General features: G+C 54.7%; 10 protein-coding genes. 8 read left to right on the top strand and 2 right to left on the bottom strand.

Annotated features, from left to right (window positions below; genetic code table 11):
* Positions 1 to 23: 23 nt before the first annotated feature.
* Positions 24 to 452 (top strand): ribose 5-phosphate isomerase B, encoded by a 429-nt coding sequence (gene rpiB, locus ACW9KT_RS00625; protein WP_457077429.1) that lies wholly within the window; start codon positions 24 to 26, stop codon positions 450 to 452.
* Positions 453 to 531: 79 nt separating this feature from the next.
* Here the strand turns inward: rpiB and ACW9KT_RS00620 are convergent, their stop codons facing one another.
* Positions 532 to 1,944 (bottom strand): hypothetical protein, encoded by a 1,413-nt coding sequence (locus ACW9KT_RS00620; RefSeq protein ID WP_457077428.1) that lies wholly within the window; start codon positions 1,942 to 1,944, stop codon positions 532 to 534.
* Positions 1,945 to 2,189: 245 nt separating this feature from the next.
* On the opposite strand from ACW9KT_RS00620, the gene ACW9KT_RS00615 reads away from it, so the two are divergent.
* From ACW9KT_RS00615 to ACW9KT_RS00600, 4 genes are all read left to right on the top strand, one after another.
* Entirely contained in the window at positions 2,190 to 2,618 is a 429-nt protein-coding gene (locus ACW9KT_RS00615; RefSeq protein ID WP_457077427.1) for a ribosome-binding factor A, read from the top strand.
* A gap of 108 nt (positions 2,619 to 2,726) precedes the next feature.
* Positions 2,727 to 3,536 (top strand): class I SAM-dependent methyltransferase, encoded by an 810-nt coding sequence (locus tag ACW9KT_RS00610; RefSeq protein WP_457077426.1) that lies wholly within the window; start codon positions 2,727 to 2,729, stop codon positions 3,534 to 3,536.
* 214 nt (positions 3,537 to 3,750) lie between these two features.
* Positions 3,751 to 4,980, top strand: a complete 1,230-nt coding sequence (locus tag ACW9KT_RS00605) for an FtsX-like permease family protein (RefSeq protein WP_457077425.1) — start codon at positions 3,751 to 3,753, stop codon at positions 4,978 to 4,980.
* 169 nt (positions 4,981 to 5,149) lie between these two features.
* Positions 5,150 to 8,119 carry a DEAD/DEAH box helicase gene (locus tag ACW9KT_RS00600; protein WP_457077424.1) on the top strand — a complete coding sequence of 990 codons (2,970 nt, stop codon included), beginning with the start codon at positions 5,150 to 5,152 and terminating at the stop codon, positions 8,117 to 8,119.
* Between the two features lie 67 nt (positions 8,120 to 8,186).
* Here the strand turns inward: ACW9KT_RS00600 and ACW9KT_RS00595 are convergent, their stop codons facing one another.
* The gene (locus ACW9KT_RS00595) at positions 8,187 to 8,591 is read right to left on the bottom strand and encodes a BLUF domain-containing protein (RefSeq protein ID WP_457077423.1); all 405 of its coding nucleotides are present in this window, start codon (positions 8,589 to 8,591) and stop codon (positions 8,187 to 8,189) included.
* Between the two features lie 421 nt (positions 8,592 to 9,012).
* On the opposite strand from ACW9KT_RS00595, the gene ACW9KT_RS00590 reads away from it, so the two are divergent.
* The 3 genes from ACW9KT_RS00590 to ACW9KT_RS00580 all read left to right on the top strand — a co-directional run bounded on the left by ACW9KT_RS00590 (position 9,013) and on the right by ACW9KT_RS00580 (position 12,542).
* Positions 9,013 to 9,228: a hypothetical protein gene (locus tag ACW9KT_RS00590; protein ID WP_457077422.1), complete on the top strand. Its 216-nt coding sequence runs from the start codon at positions 9,013 to 9,015 to the stop codon at positions 9,226 to 9,228.
* 371 nt (positions 9,229 to 9,599) lie between these two features.
* On the top strand, positions 9,600 to 11,135 hold the full coding sequence (locus tag ACW9KT_RS00585; protein WP_457077421.1) for a rhamnogalacturonidase: 1,536 nt from the start codon (positions 9,600 to 9,602) through the stop codon (positions 11,133 to 11,135).
* A gap of 21 nt (positions 11,136 to 11,156) precedes the next feature.
* Complete coding sequence (locus tag ACW9KT_RS00580; protein WP_457077420.1) at positions 11,157 to 12,542, top strand: hypothetical protein; 1,386 nt, start codon at positions 11,157 to 11,159, stop codon at positions 12,540 to 12,542.
* The last annotated feature ends 182 nt before the right edge of the window (positions 12,543 to 12,724 follow it).

The following is a 12,724-nucleotide window of genomic DNA, read 5'->3' as shown; positions in this document are numbered from 1 at the left end:
TCAACTTCATAGCCTACTTCGAGATGAAAATTGCCATTGGCTCCGACCACGCCGGATTTGAGTACAAGCAAATGCTAGCGCAATGGCTGCGCGAGGCCGGCCATGAGGTGCAGGACTTTGGCACCCATTTCCCCGACTCCGTTGATTACCCGGATTTTGTGCATCCGCTGGCTTCCGCAATTACCGCTGACGAGTACAAACAAGGAATTCTGGTGTGCGGCAGCGCCAATGGGGTGTGTATTACCGCCAACAAGCACCGAGGCATTCGGGCCGCAATTGCCTGGGCCCCGGAGCTCGCCACTTTGGCCCGCCAGCACAACAACGCCAATATTCTCTGTGTGCCTGCCCGCTTTGTTAGCGAAGAGGCAGCGCGAGAAATAACGGAGCAATTTCTCAACACCGCTTTCGAGGGCGGCCGCCATCAGACGCGCGTCAATAAAATTGATTGCTAGAATAGAAAGGGGAGCGGCGTCGGGGAACATAGGTTGATCAATAATGACCACCTGCGTTCCCCGACGCCGCTCCCCTTTTTTACTTGAGCTTATACACCCGGGGCGTAGTCGTGGGTTGATAGCGGCCAAATATGGCTGGCAGCTTGTAGCGCAGTTCCGTGAGCAAGCCTACTTCATCAATAAGGTAAGCGGGCGGCTGGGGGGCAAAATTTTGGGCTAGGCGGAAGATAGCGGCGTACTCATTAAGGTGGGCGAAATCAGTTTGGGCCAGCTGCCAATCGAGGTAGGGAGAGGCGAGGCGATTTTGCACGTACGGGCGCCGGTCGGGGCCGAGCACCAGCAGGTTTTGCCCTTGCACGGCAGCATATGCTGGGTTCGGACGCATGGCGTACTGGCTTTCAGCGGGGATCTGAACTAGCTGCTCCAGGCCAAGCGCCGTGCGGTAGCGGATTACTAAAATGCCCCCCAGCATGATGAGCAGCAGCACATCCGGTATCCAGGGGCGCGGCGCTTTTTGCCATAAAAACAACCCAAAGTAGGAGAGTGGCGGCAGGGCTAGCACGAGGTTGCCGGGCGCTGTGCCACGTCCTACAACCATCATCAGCCCAGCCGCCAGAAGCCATACAAACATCAGCTGCCGGAATTTGACTTGGAATACAAGCCCTAATGACGTGGTGAACGACCTGGCTAGGGCCAACACTAAGACTATACCCGGCAGAATCAGAAGTCGCAGTTGCACCCAGAGCGGCAAGCCATCGACCCCAGATACGAGCCCCTGCAACCACGGCCGCAAGTGAAACTGACCGAATCCGGCTACGCTTTCGGTGTATAGGAAAAAGGTAGCTACTGCTGCGTACGGAAAGAAAAAGCCGCACAGCAATAGCAAAAAGCTCCGAAAGGAATTGGCGGCGAAGATGATGACTGCGAATAACCCCACCAGCAAAAACAACGACAACGGCAAGTAACACAGTGCCGCTAAGCCTGTCAGGAAGCCGGCCCGAAACAGGCGCCGGTTGTCATAGCCTTCGCGGGTGGTAGGTAGCAAAGCGCTCAACGCCAACACAATAAACGTGTGCCCCAGGAGCAGCGGCGAGAGCGTATCAAGCTCCGTGGTCACGCTGCCTATGAGCAGATACGTAAGAGCCGCTACGTGGCCCCGCTCAGGGTGCACGTCGGCCCGGTTGAGAACCAGATTGAGGCGCAAAGCCTGAAACAGAAGCAAGGCCAGCGCCAGCGCCCGATACAGCCACAGAGGGCGGTTCGCTACCAAATCGAGGGCGCCAAAAACGACGGCCGCGAGTGGGGCTGTACTGTCATATAAGTCATGGTAAAGTAGAGCTCCCTCGCGCAGCCGCTCCCCGATAAGCAAAGCCCGCAGCTCGGCCGCCGTGAGGGGTATTCCCAGCCACAGCAGCGGCAGCCGCACGGCCAACACTAGGATTAGCAACACGACCAGGCGGGTGGAAAGCGTACTTTTAAAAAAACGAAGCAAGGAGCAAGTAAGGGAGTAAGAAAAGCGCTAGACCAATGTGTCCCGCATATCGCTGCCAAAGTAAAGCGCTCAGCTTACTGGCGGAAAAACAGAAATCCAACAATGCTTTTAAGGGTTTTGACTGCGTAAAGCTAAAACGAAAGCACGGGCATGGCATCACAGAGGATTCAACACAGGCGTTTTGCGTAAGTCTGATTGCCAAGTGCTAACTACTGATTACCTAAATCTTACCTTTGTCGACTCTTATGGAAAGTAAACGTCAGCAAAAATTCGCCAGCTTGTTGCAACAAGACCTGGCCGCCGTCTTTCAGCGTGATTTACCTCACCTGTTTCCGGGTTTGCCCCCCGGCATTAGCACCGTGCGCGTATCGCCCGATTTGGGCGTGGCCCGGGTGTATCTGAGCCTACTGCTCGCCAAGGATAGCGACGCGATACTGAGAGACATCCGCGATAATGCCAAGGCTATTCGTCAGGCGCTGGCCAAGCGCATTCGAAAGCAAGTGCGCGTTATCCCCGAGCTGGTGTTCTTCCTTGATGACAGTGCTGCTTACGCCGCCCGCATGGATGAGGTAATCAATACCCTACATATTCCGCCCGCTCCCGCCGAGGACGACCAGCCCGATACAACCACGGAGAGCAAGCGCCCTAAGCTTTTTGCCGACGAGGACGAGTAAAGGCGAAGGGGTGAGAAGTGAACTCGGGAAGAGCGGTGATTTCTATAATCACTACTTCGCTACTTCACCTCTGACCCTGCGCAACTTCACAACTTCATAAGTTACCCATTGTATTACGACCCGATTAAAAAGTCGCTGGGAGAAGTGTTTAATCGCACACCCTGGCTGCGTCGCCTCTTTTATTATCTGCTCGATTTGCTGCTGCTGCGTACTTGGCACGTGCACCGCGAGCTACGGCAATGGTCTAAGGGCCGCACCGATGAAGCCCTGAATATTCTCGACGCTGGCTCGGGCTACGGGCAATACACGTATTGGCTGTCGGGCTTCAGCAAGAAGTGGCAAATCCTGGCCGTGGACGTAAAAGACGAGCAGATTGCCGATTCCAACCGCTTCTTTCGGCAAATCGGGCGTGCTAACGTGCAGTTTGCCGTGCAAGACCTAGTGCTCTACCAAGAGCCGAATACGTTTGATCTGGCGTTGTCGGTCGATGTAATGGAGCACATTCTGGAAGATGTAGAGGTGTTCACTAATATCCATGCCTCGCTTAAAGATGGCGGCATGCTGCTGATCTCCACGCCCTCTGATCAAGGCGGCTCCGATGTGCACGGTGACGACGAGACCAGCTTTATTGAGGAGCACGTGCGCGACGGCTACAACATTCATGAGATACAGCAAAAGCTGCGCACCGCCGGCTTCGACCGCATAGAAGCCCAATACAGCTACGGCGAGCCCGGTCAGATTTCGTGGCGGCTGAGCATGAAGTATCCCATTTTGATGCTGGGAGCGTCTAAATGGTTTTTTGTGCTGCTGCCTTTTTACTACTTAGTCACCTTCCCATTTTGCCTCGCGCTGAACTGGTTCGACGCCAACTCCAAGCATGATTCGGGCACGGGCCTCATCGTAAAAGCCTGGAAATAGCCTTCCAGCGCATCACCTTTCGGCTGGCTGGCGTATCTTGCCTACCTGCCTGGTACTAGCCAACTGCCTTGTTTTTGCTGTTTTGTATGCCTCTTACTCTTAGCTTCTATCCGTTCTTAGCCAGCCAGCCTTCGTACCTGAGCTGGCGGCTGGATGAAGTTCGGCTGGCTCAAAGCAAGCTATCCACCGTTTTTCTTCTCCGCTAGCGCCCCGCATGAACGTTCCGCTGCTCATAGCCCGGCGTTACTTTTCGTCCAAGAAAAAGCGCAACATCATCAGCATCATCTCCAACATCTCCATGATTGGAGTGGCGGTGGGCACCATGTCGCTGATTATTGTGCTGTCCGTGTTTAATGGATTGGAAGATTTGGTGCGCACGCTCTACGGAAAGTCAGACCCAGACTTAATGATCACGGCGGTGGAGGGCAAGTCATTTGAGGTGAATGCCACTTTGCTCAATCATTTGCGCACGGCCCCCGGTGTCAGCTTAGTGACGGAGGTAATCGAAGATAACGCCCTGCTTCAGTACCACGATCGGCAGATGGTGGTGAAAATGAAGGGCGTAACCGGCAACTACTTTGCTCAAACCAATATCGACTCAGCCATTGTAGAGGGCGACCATCGTCTGCGCCGCGGCGGCGAGGCTTATGCACTTATTGGGGCCGGCGTGCAGCACGAGCTGAGCATTGCCCTTGAGAACCGCTTCTCGCCCTTGCGCCTGCTATATCCGCGCAACACGGGTAAAAGAACTTTGTCGCTTAATCCTGAAAACGCGTTTTCCGAGCAGTCTATCTTGGCGGGGGGCGTTTTTCTGATTGAGCAGCAAATCGATAACAGCTACGTATTTGTGCCACTCGATTTTGCTCAGGAGTTACTCAACTACGGCAAAAGGCGCACTTCCCTGGAGGTTCGGGTAGCTGATGGGTTCCCTATAGAAAGAACCCAGGCCGATATTCAGCGCCTGATTGGGCCAAAGTTTCGAGTGCTCAACTCCGATGAGCAGCACATTAGTTTGCTGAAGGCCATCAAAGTAGAGAAGATGTTTGTGTTTATCACCTTCGCCTTTATTCTGCTCATTGCCTCGCTCAATATCTTCTTCTCGCTCTCCATGCTGGTGATTGACAAGCGCAAAGACATTGCTATTCTGATGGCGATGGGCGCTACCAGCCGCATCGTACGCAACGTGTTTCTTCTCGAAGGCGCCATCGTGGCCTTTGTGGGCGCCATTGTGGGCCTAGCCTTGGGCATGGGAATCTGCTGGCTGCAGCAAACGTTTGGCTTGGTCTCGATGGGAATGGCTACCAGTGTGGTCGACTCTTACCCAGTCAAAATGCAATCGTCTGACATCGTACTGACGAGCATGGCCATCATTATTATCACCATTGCCGTGTCTATTCGGCCAGCATTGAACGCGTCACGGATAGATGTACGCGAAAATCTGTAACGCCAGGGCGTAGAACAGAGTATGCAAACAATAACCCCGCTGTAGTGCTATTACAGCTGGCTTATAATCTGCATCGTCAATAATTAGTGGCAGATTATACCTGACTTTTCGCCAGAAAAGTTAATATTTGGTATTTGTCATTGATTGCTACGCCACGTTGGCGCCGATTATGAAGGTCTCTACTTCACAACCTTTTCAAATAGTTTATTCGCTGCTAGAACACGAATATTTAGGCTATCTATTTGAGTCGTACGTAGTCCAGCGCAACCCGCGCGGGCAGCTTACGCTGCAGCACCAGACCGTTTCGACTAAAAACGCCCCCGAATTTGCGGCCGGCCTCGACGAAGTTGATTTTGAACTCGTCGCCCTCACCGACCAAATTCAGCAGGACTGTGTGCTCAAAGAATTTTGGCCCAAAAAAACCACTCCCGCCGATTTCTTCCTAAAAATATACGACCCGGAGAAAGGCGATAAAGGCTTACAAGAACAAATTGCCCGCTACGTGCAAGAGCGCATGGGACAGATTCTGGCTCGTCTGGGGGGCAAATGTGTGTTTATCATGGGTAAAGATGGTGAGCCCACGTGGCGCGAAATCTCGTTGGCCGATGAGCCCGCCTCGGTACTCTTTCACTTCCGGCGCAACGAGGATAACACGCACTACTTCCCGACTATTCAGTACAAAGGGCAAAAGCTTGATTTTCAGTTTAAAAACGCAGTTGTTATTAGTGCGCAGCCCGCTTGGCTCTTAGTTAGCGACGTGCTCTACAGCTTCCGCAACGATGTGGATGGCAAGAAGCTGCAACCGTTTCTGAACAAGAAGTTTATTGTTATTCCTCGCCAAGTAGAAGACAGCTACTTCCAGCGCTTTGTGGCGCCGCTCGTCGAGTCCTTTGATGTGCACGCCCGCGGCTTTGATATCCGCTCGGAGCGCTACGTGGCCCGTCCCCAGCTCACCTTCTCCGACGTGCCCGGCGCGGTCGTCGTAACCGAGGAAGCGCCCGCTCGCAGCAATGGCCGGGGGGCGAATTTGCCCCCCAGTGCGCCCGTAACAACGTCGTCTAGTGGTGGCGGCCATATTCACTTCGATCTATCATTCCGCTATGGCGACCATACCGTGCCCAATAGCTTTGACAAGCGAGTGAGTGTGAAACTGGAAAAAACCGCCGACAGCTACATTTTTCATCGCCTCATCCGCAACATCGACCACGAGGAGGCCATGATTCAGGAATTGGCTGATCGGGCGCTGGAAGTACGCAACGGCCGGGCCGTGCTCGAAAAAGCCACGGCCTTCCGCTGGCTCCACAGCCACGCGGAGGATTTGTCGCGCCTGGGCTTCACGGTGCAGCAAAGCACTACTTCCGATAAGGATTACTTTATTGGCGCCATTACAGTGCACGTCGGCATCACCGAAGCCAACGATTGGTTTGATGTACACGGCACCGTGCGCTTTGGCGAGTTTGAAATTCCCTTCGTAAAGCTGCGTTCCTACATTTTGGGGCGCCGCCACGAGTACCGCTTGCCTAACGGGCAGATTGCTATTATTCCGGAGGAGTGGTTTTCGCAATACTTGGAGCTTTTCGCGTTCTCAGAAGAAAAGGATAACACGCTGACGCTTCGTAAGCACCACCTAGCCTTAGTATCCGACCTGCAGAATGGCAACCTGGCTACCGTCACGATGTCGCGGAAACTGGAGCGCCTGCGGGGCTTCGAGACGGTGGAGGAGCAAGCTATGCCCGTTGGCTTCCGAGGCAAACTGCGGCCTTACCAGAAGGCCGGCTATGATTGGCTACATTTTGTAAAAGACTATGGCTTTGGCGGTTGCTTGGCCGACGATATGGGTTTGGGCAAAACCATCCAAACCCTGGCCCTGCTGCTTCAACGCAAAGAAAGCGGCGACGCTACCGGTGCGGCCTCTTTGCTGGTAATGCCTACCTCGCTGGTATTCAACTGGATGAGCGAAGCCTTTAAATTTGCGCCCAGCCTGCGTCTGCTTATTTATACCGGCACCTACCGCGACAAGAACGTAGAACAGTTCTCGGACTACGATGTAGTATTGACGAGCTACGGCATTGTACGCCTCGACGCGGAACTGCTCAAAACCTATAAGTTCGACTACGTTATTCTGGACGAGTCGCAGGCTATCAAAAACCCATCGTCCACCACCTCACAGGCGGTGCGCGGCCTGCATTCCCGCCACCGGCTTATTCTGACCGGTACGCCGGTGGAAAATAGCACTATGGATTTATGGTCGCAGATGTCGTTTATCAATCCGGGCTTGCTTGGCTCGCAGGCGTTTTTTCGTAAAGAGTTTCTCAAGCCCATCGAGAAAGGCAAGGATGAAACCAAGACGCGCAAGCTTCACGCTCTTATTAAGCCCTTTATTCTGCGGCGGCACAAGGCGCAGGTAGCTAAGGAATTGCCCGCTAAGATCGAGCACCTCAGCTACTGCCCCATGACCGACGAGCAGGCTCAGTGCTACGAGGAAACTAAGAGCTACTATCGCAATAAGATTCTGCGCAATATTGAGGAGCATGGCACGGCTAGCACCCAGTTTATGCTGCTTCAGGGCCTAACCAAGCTGCGCCAGATTGCCAACCATCCGCGCATGGCCGACGAAACCTACGAGGCCGAATCAGGCAAGCTGCGCGAGGTAGTACGCATGATTCGTAGCGTTGTAGCTGAGGGGCATAAGGTATTAGTCTTCAGTCAGTTTGTAAAGCACCTAGACATCGTGCGCTCAGCCCTTGATGAGCGGCAAGTTGACTACGCCTATCTCGACGGCAACACCCGCGACCGGCACCAGGAAGTTGCTCGCTTCCAGGAAACAGAAGAGCTGCGCGTGTTCCTGATTTCACTCAAGGCTGGGGGTGTGGGCCTGAACCTGACGGCGGCCGACTATGTATTCATCCTAGATCCGTGGTGGAACCCGGCAGTGGAAGCTCAAGCCGTAGACCGAGCCCACCGCATCGGGCAGCGCCGTACCGTGTTCACCTATAAATTTATCACCAAGAACACGGTAGAGGAGAAGATCTTAGCCCTGCAAAACAAGAAGATTCAGCTCGTTACCGACCTGATTTCTACGGATGAGGCCATCATTAAGCGCCTGACCAAAGAGGATATTGAGGAGCTATTGGGGTAAACAGTCTAGGCCGGGCACGCTGAAATTGACGCGCAGTGGTTAGCAGTTTAGCGCACCACAAGATTTTCTACATGCGCTGGCTATTCACTACGAAAGTGTCTAGCCTAGTCCGGAGTGAGCGCGGCGCCGGATGATTTTCTTCGGGCAGGCACTTTAGGAGCTCAGCAAACTGTGATGCTGCTAGCAAGTGACCAGCCATGCCCCAATGCGGATATTCCCGCCTGGAGCGCGTGGTACGCGTAACTATGGTTACCTGGCGGTGCCGTGAATCTTGCTGAATGCGGCCATATAAGCTCTCAACTTCTTCCCGCGCACCCTCCAATACCTGGGCAAAATGCTGGCCGTCGTAGAACAGAATACCCGTGATGTGATGGATGCTGTTAAAGTTGCGGGCGTGTACCACTAAGGACTTTAGGTCGGCGCTACTTAGTGGTTCCACGACCCGGCTCACGTATATCAATTGATAGAACATAGCGGCCCGCGCACAACGGGGTTTCGCCGTCGACAACGACTGGAGTTGCGTTTGGGTAGTAGAAGATACAAAACCAGCAGCATTTCCGCATTATAAACGTCTCGCTGATTAAGCGCCCAACGTTTTTTGTAAGCCCGAAAACGCTTTTAGTTGCCGGTATTAATCGAGGGCCTGCACAATTTGCTGAATATGCTGAATACTTAAAGCTGTACTTCTTCTTGACGACTCAAGCCCTATTTGCCTTAGCTGAAGCTTGTGTTTAAATAAAAGCTAGCGGAATCTTGACTAGTTTGGATGTTGTGGCGTAAGTAAAGTGATTCGCAAATAGGCCTCAGGTGGTCTGAAATGACGAAAATGTAATTCCAACAAAATTAAAACGCTTTTGTTGAGCCTTTTTGTCCTACATTGTCGTTATCTGCCTATGTCTACTTCTCTGAAGCGCCCTCGTGCGCGCAAGCCCCTCGAATCTGCTAACCTCCCCATCCTCTCGCACGCCGACCATCTGGTGGCGCTGCATACCCGTGAACAGGGTAAGACGGTGATGTACAAGCAGGATGCCTGGGGCCATATTGAAACACGCTTTGTTCGCACTCAAAACGTACCTGTTTGGGAAGCTAAAGGCTTCACGGTACGCTAACGCGGTTTCAGTTTTTACGCATATAAAGTAGGTTAGCCCCGGCGAACCCGCAAAAGCCGCTTGTGTCATCACAAGCGGCTTTTGCGGGTTCGCCGGGGCTAACCTATGTTCAGCTAGTTGTATTGAGCTAACAGTTGAGCAATCAATTCGTCATTACCTCAATTTTAGCAGCTCAAACCGCCCGGGATTACGAGTCTTCCTCAATGATGGAAGCGCGGCCACTCAATCAGCAGAGTACAGGAGAGTGGGAGGGGCAGATAACTAGTTCTTGCACTGCCGCCTGCCTAATGCTTTCTGCTGTGCCCCCGACTTAGGGAAAAGCCGAACAGCAAGGCCTCAAGATGAATGGGCGGTAGCTTAACCCAGAACTAATGCGCCGCGCCGTTTTATTGCTCGTATGTCTGCTGAACTATGTAGGGGCGCTGGGCGCCGCACAAGGGGGCAATTTCAACATCCGCGACTACGGCGCCAAGGGCGACAGCGCCACCCTCGATACTGATGCCATCAACCGGACCATCGCCGCAGCGGCTAAGGCGGGTGGGGGCACGGTGTACTTCCCGGCCGGCACGTATCGCAGCTACTCCATTCGGCTGCAAAGCCGCATTTCCCTGTACCTGGACCAAGGCGCGACGCTATTGGCGGCTACACCGGTGGGTGACGTCGGCTACGACGTCCCGGAGCCGGGCGCGGGCAACGCTTTCCAGGATTTTGGGCACAGCCATTGGCATAACAGCCTGATTTGGGGCGAAAACCTGACTGATATTTCCATTCTCGGCCCCGGCACCATCTACGGCCACGGCCTGACGCGGGAGGGCCCGCACCGCGCGCCGGTGGGCAATAAGGCCATTGCCCTGAAGCTCTGCCGCAACGTGATGCTCAAAGACTTCACGGTGCTCTTTGGGGGGCATTTTGCCCTGCTCGCCACCGGCGTGGATAACCTCACCATCGACAATCTGAAGATTGACACGAACCGCGATGCGCTGGATATTGACTGCTGTCGCAACGTGCGGATATCTAACTGCACCATCAACTCACCCTGGGACGACGCCATCTGTTTGAAAAGCTCGTTTGCGCTGGGCTATGCTCGCGCTACCGAGAACGTCACTATTACCAATTGTCAAGTCAGTGGCTACGACCGGGGTACGATGCTCAACGGTACTTATCAGCGCAAGGAAGCCCACTTAGTGCCGGACAAGGAAGGGCCCACCGGCCGCATTAAATTCGGCACTGAGTCGAACGGCGGGTTCAAGAATATTGCCATCACCAACTGCGTGTTTGAGTACTGTCGGGGTCTGGCGCTGGAAACCGTAGACGGCGGCTTGCTGGAGGACGTGACCATCAGCAACATCACCATGCGCGACATCATCAACGCGCCGATTTTTCTGCGCCTGGGTGGGCGGCTGCGGGCCCCAACCGGCACAGAAGTCGGCAAGCTGCGCCGCATCAACATCAGCAACGTGAACGTGTACAACGCCGATTCGCGCTTCGCTACGCTCATCAGCGGCTTGCCCAGCCATGCCATCGAGGACGTGCGTTTGAGCAATATCAGTATCTGGTACAAGCCCCTGGAAGCCCCCGATGCCAGCGCCATTCAACAAGTAGTGCCCGAGCACGAGAAGGACTACCCGGAGCCGCAAAAGTTCGGCATACTACCCGCCTACGGCTTTTTCATCCGGCACGTGAAGAACATTGAGCTGCACAATGTAAGCGTCAACTTCTTGGGTACCGAAACGCGGCCCGCCCTCGTGCTAATGGATGTGCAGGGCGCCACGCTCCAACACCTGACAGCGAAAAAGCCCCCCACGGCCCCGCTTATGCAACTACAGGATGTTAGTAACGTGGTGGTGCGCGACAGTGAGGGGCTCAAAAACCAGACGTTGCGCCAAGTAAAATCCAAGGATTTGTAAACTGCCATTTGCCCCCCAGCCATGAAAAGTTATGTTACCCTTGCCTTGCTGAGCGCCGCCGTTCTCTTTTCGGATAATGCCCAGGCCCAGATTGGCCGGCGCTTTCCTTCGGAGCGAAAAGTTGTGAAAGACCCGGTCACGGGCACTATGCTCACTTTCCTGACCAGCACCCCAGTTGGCGACTCCAAGATTTACCCCACTCACAACCAGTGGACTTCGGACGGCCAGTGGCTGATTTTTCGCTCGGGCAGGGTGAAAGGGGAGGCTATGGCAGTGAATGAGAAAACCGGCGACATGGTGCAGGTCACGGAAGGCGGCTATACGGGCATGCTAAACGTGGCTCGCAATGCAATGAAGCTCTACTTTATGCGTCGCCCGCCCGACAAATCGGCCACTGCGAAAGAGGCCGATGCAGGCCCGCTCGCGCCCACATCCTTGCAAATCGTTGAGGTGGATTTGGCTAAGCTATTTGCTGATAGCCAAGCCGGAAAAGTAAAATCAGCCAAAACCTACCAGCGGGTGTGCGGCACCACGCCGGCAGCCATTCAAGCCGGCGGCGACATGGCCCTCGACGGCGACGAAGCCTGGGCTTACTTTCGTGTAGGCAAGGAAGAAGCTGCCCGGCATTTGGCCCCCGAAACGAAGCTGGAGCCCAATTTTGGCCCCCGCAACATGGGCGCCGGTCCCTCGGGCATTGCTGGCATGAATATCAAGACCGGCGCCATCAAGCACGTTGTGTCGGTGCCGTTCCAGATTGGCCATATTCAAACCAATCCGTGGGTGCCGGGCGAGCTGGTTTTTTGCTGGGAAACCGGCGGCAAGTCGCCCCAGCGCACCTGGACGGTGCTCGCAGACGGTACAGGACTGCGGCCTCTCTACCCAGAGTCAGAATATGAATGGGTGACGCACGAGGCCATCATCTCTAAAGATGAGACGGCTATGGCCATTATGGGCCACCGCAAAATACCAGCCGCCACCACGGAAGCAGCAGCCGGCACGCCCGTGAGCGGGGCAAACCCCGGTCAGGAAGCCGCCTGGGGCCCGTCGGGGACGCGCGAAAAACCCACGGGGCTGGCCATCGTCAATTTTCGCACCCGCGAGGTGATGATAGCCGGCCAAACCCCCAGCGGCAGCGGCCTCTGGCACGTGAGTGGCTCCCCCGACGGCCGCTGGGCCGTGGGCGACGACTTCGCCCGCAACGTTTACTTGATTGACCGCCATACCCGCGAAATGCTCCTGCTCTCCGCCGGCCACAAGCAAACCGCCGCCGACCATCCCCACCCCACCATGAGCCCCGACGGCACCAAAATTCAGATCCAATCCGCCATGCTTTCAGATGACAACCGGAGCATGAATATCTGCATCATTCCCGTTCCGGAAGAATGGCTGAAACGGCAGTACAAATAGGCCCGGGGGCTTTTTTTAGGCAGTCTGTAATAAACCGAACGTCATGCAGAGTGGGGCGAAGCATCTCGCGGGCGGTTGTAGGATTACTAATCCAGAGTCAGCACGCGAGATGCTTCGCTGTGCTCTGCATGACGGTCAATTAATGTGTGTTCTATGAAGGCTTTTGGCTTCCGAAAAAATGT

The organism is Hymenobacter sp. HD11105 (assembly GCF_054051685.1).
This window is presented reverse-complemented; position numbering and strand designations above follow the sequence as displayed.

Coding starts and splice junctions, on each gene's coding strand:
- rpiB (WP_457077429.1), top strand. CDS start 24: ATGAAAATTGCCATTGGCTCCGACCACGCCGGATTTGAGTACAAGCAA.
- ACW9KT_RS00580 (WP_457077420.1), top strand. CDS start 11,157: ATGAAAAGTTATGTTACCCTTGCCTTGCTGAGCGCCGCCGTTCTCTTT.
- ACW9KT_RS00585 (WP_457077421.1), top strand. CDS start 9,600: ATGCGCCGCGCCGTTTTATTGCTCGTATGTCTGCTGAACTATGTAGGG.
- ACW9KT_RS00600 (WP_457077424.1), top strand. CDS start 5,150: ATGAAGGTCTCTACTTCACAACCTTTTCAAATAGTTTATTCGCTGCTA.
- ACW9KT_RS00595 (WP_457077423.1), bottom strand. CDS start 8,591: ATGTTCTATCAATTGATATACGTGAGCCGGGTCGTGGAACCACTAAGT.
- ACW9KT_RS00605 (WP_457077425.1), top strand. CDS start 3,751: ATGAACGTTCCGCTGCTCATAGCCCGGCGTTACTTTTCGTCCAAGAAA.
- ACW9KT_RS00615 (WP_457077427.1), top strand. CDS start 2,190: ATGGAAAGTAAACGTCAGCAAAAATTCGCCAGCTTGTTGCAACAAGAC.
- ACW9KT_RS00590 (WP_457077422.1), top strand. CDS start 9,013: ATGTCTACTTCTCTGAAGCGCCCTCGTGCGCGCAAGCCCCTCGAATCT.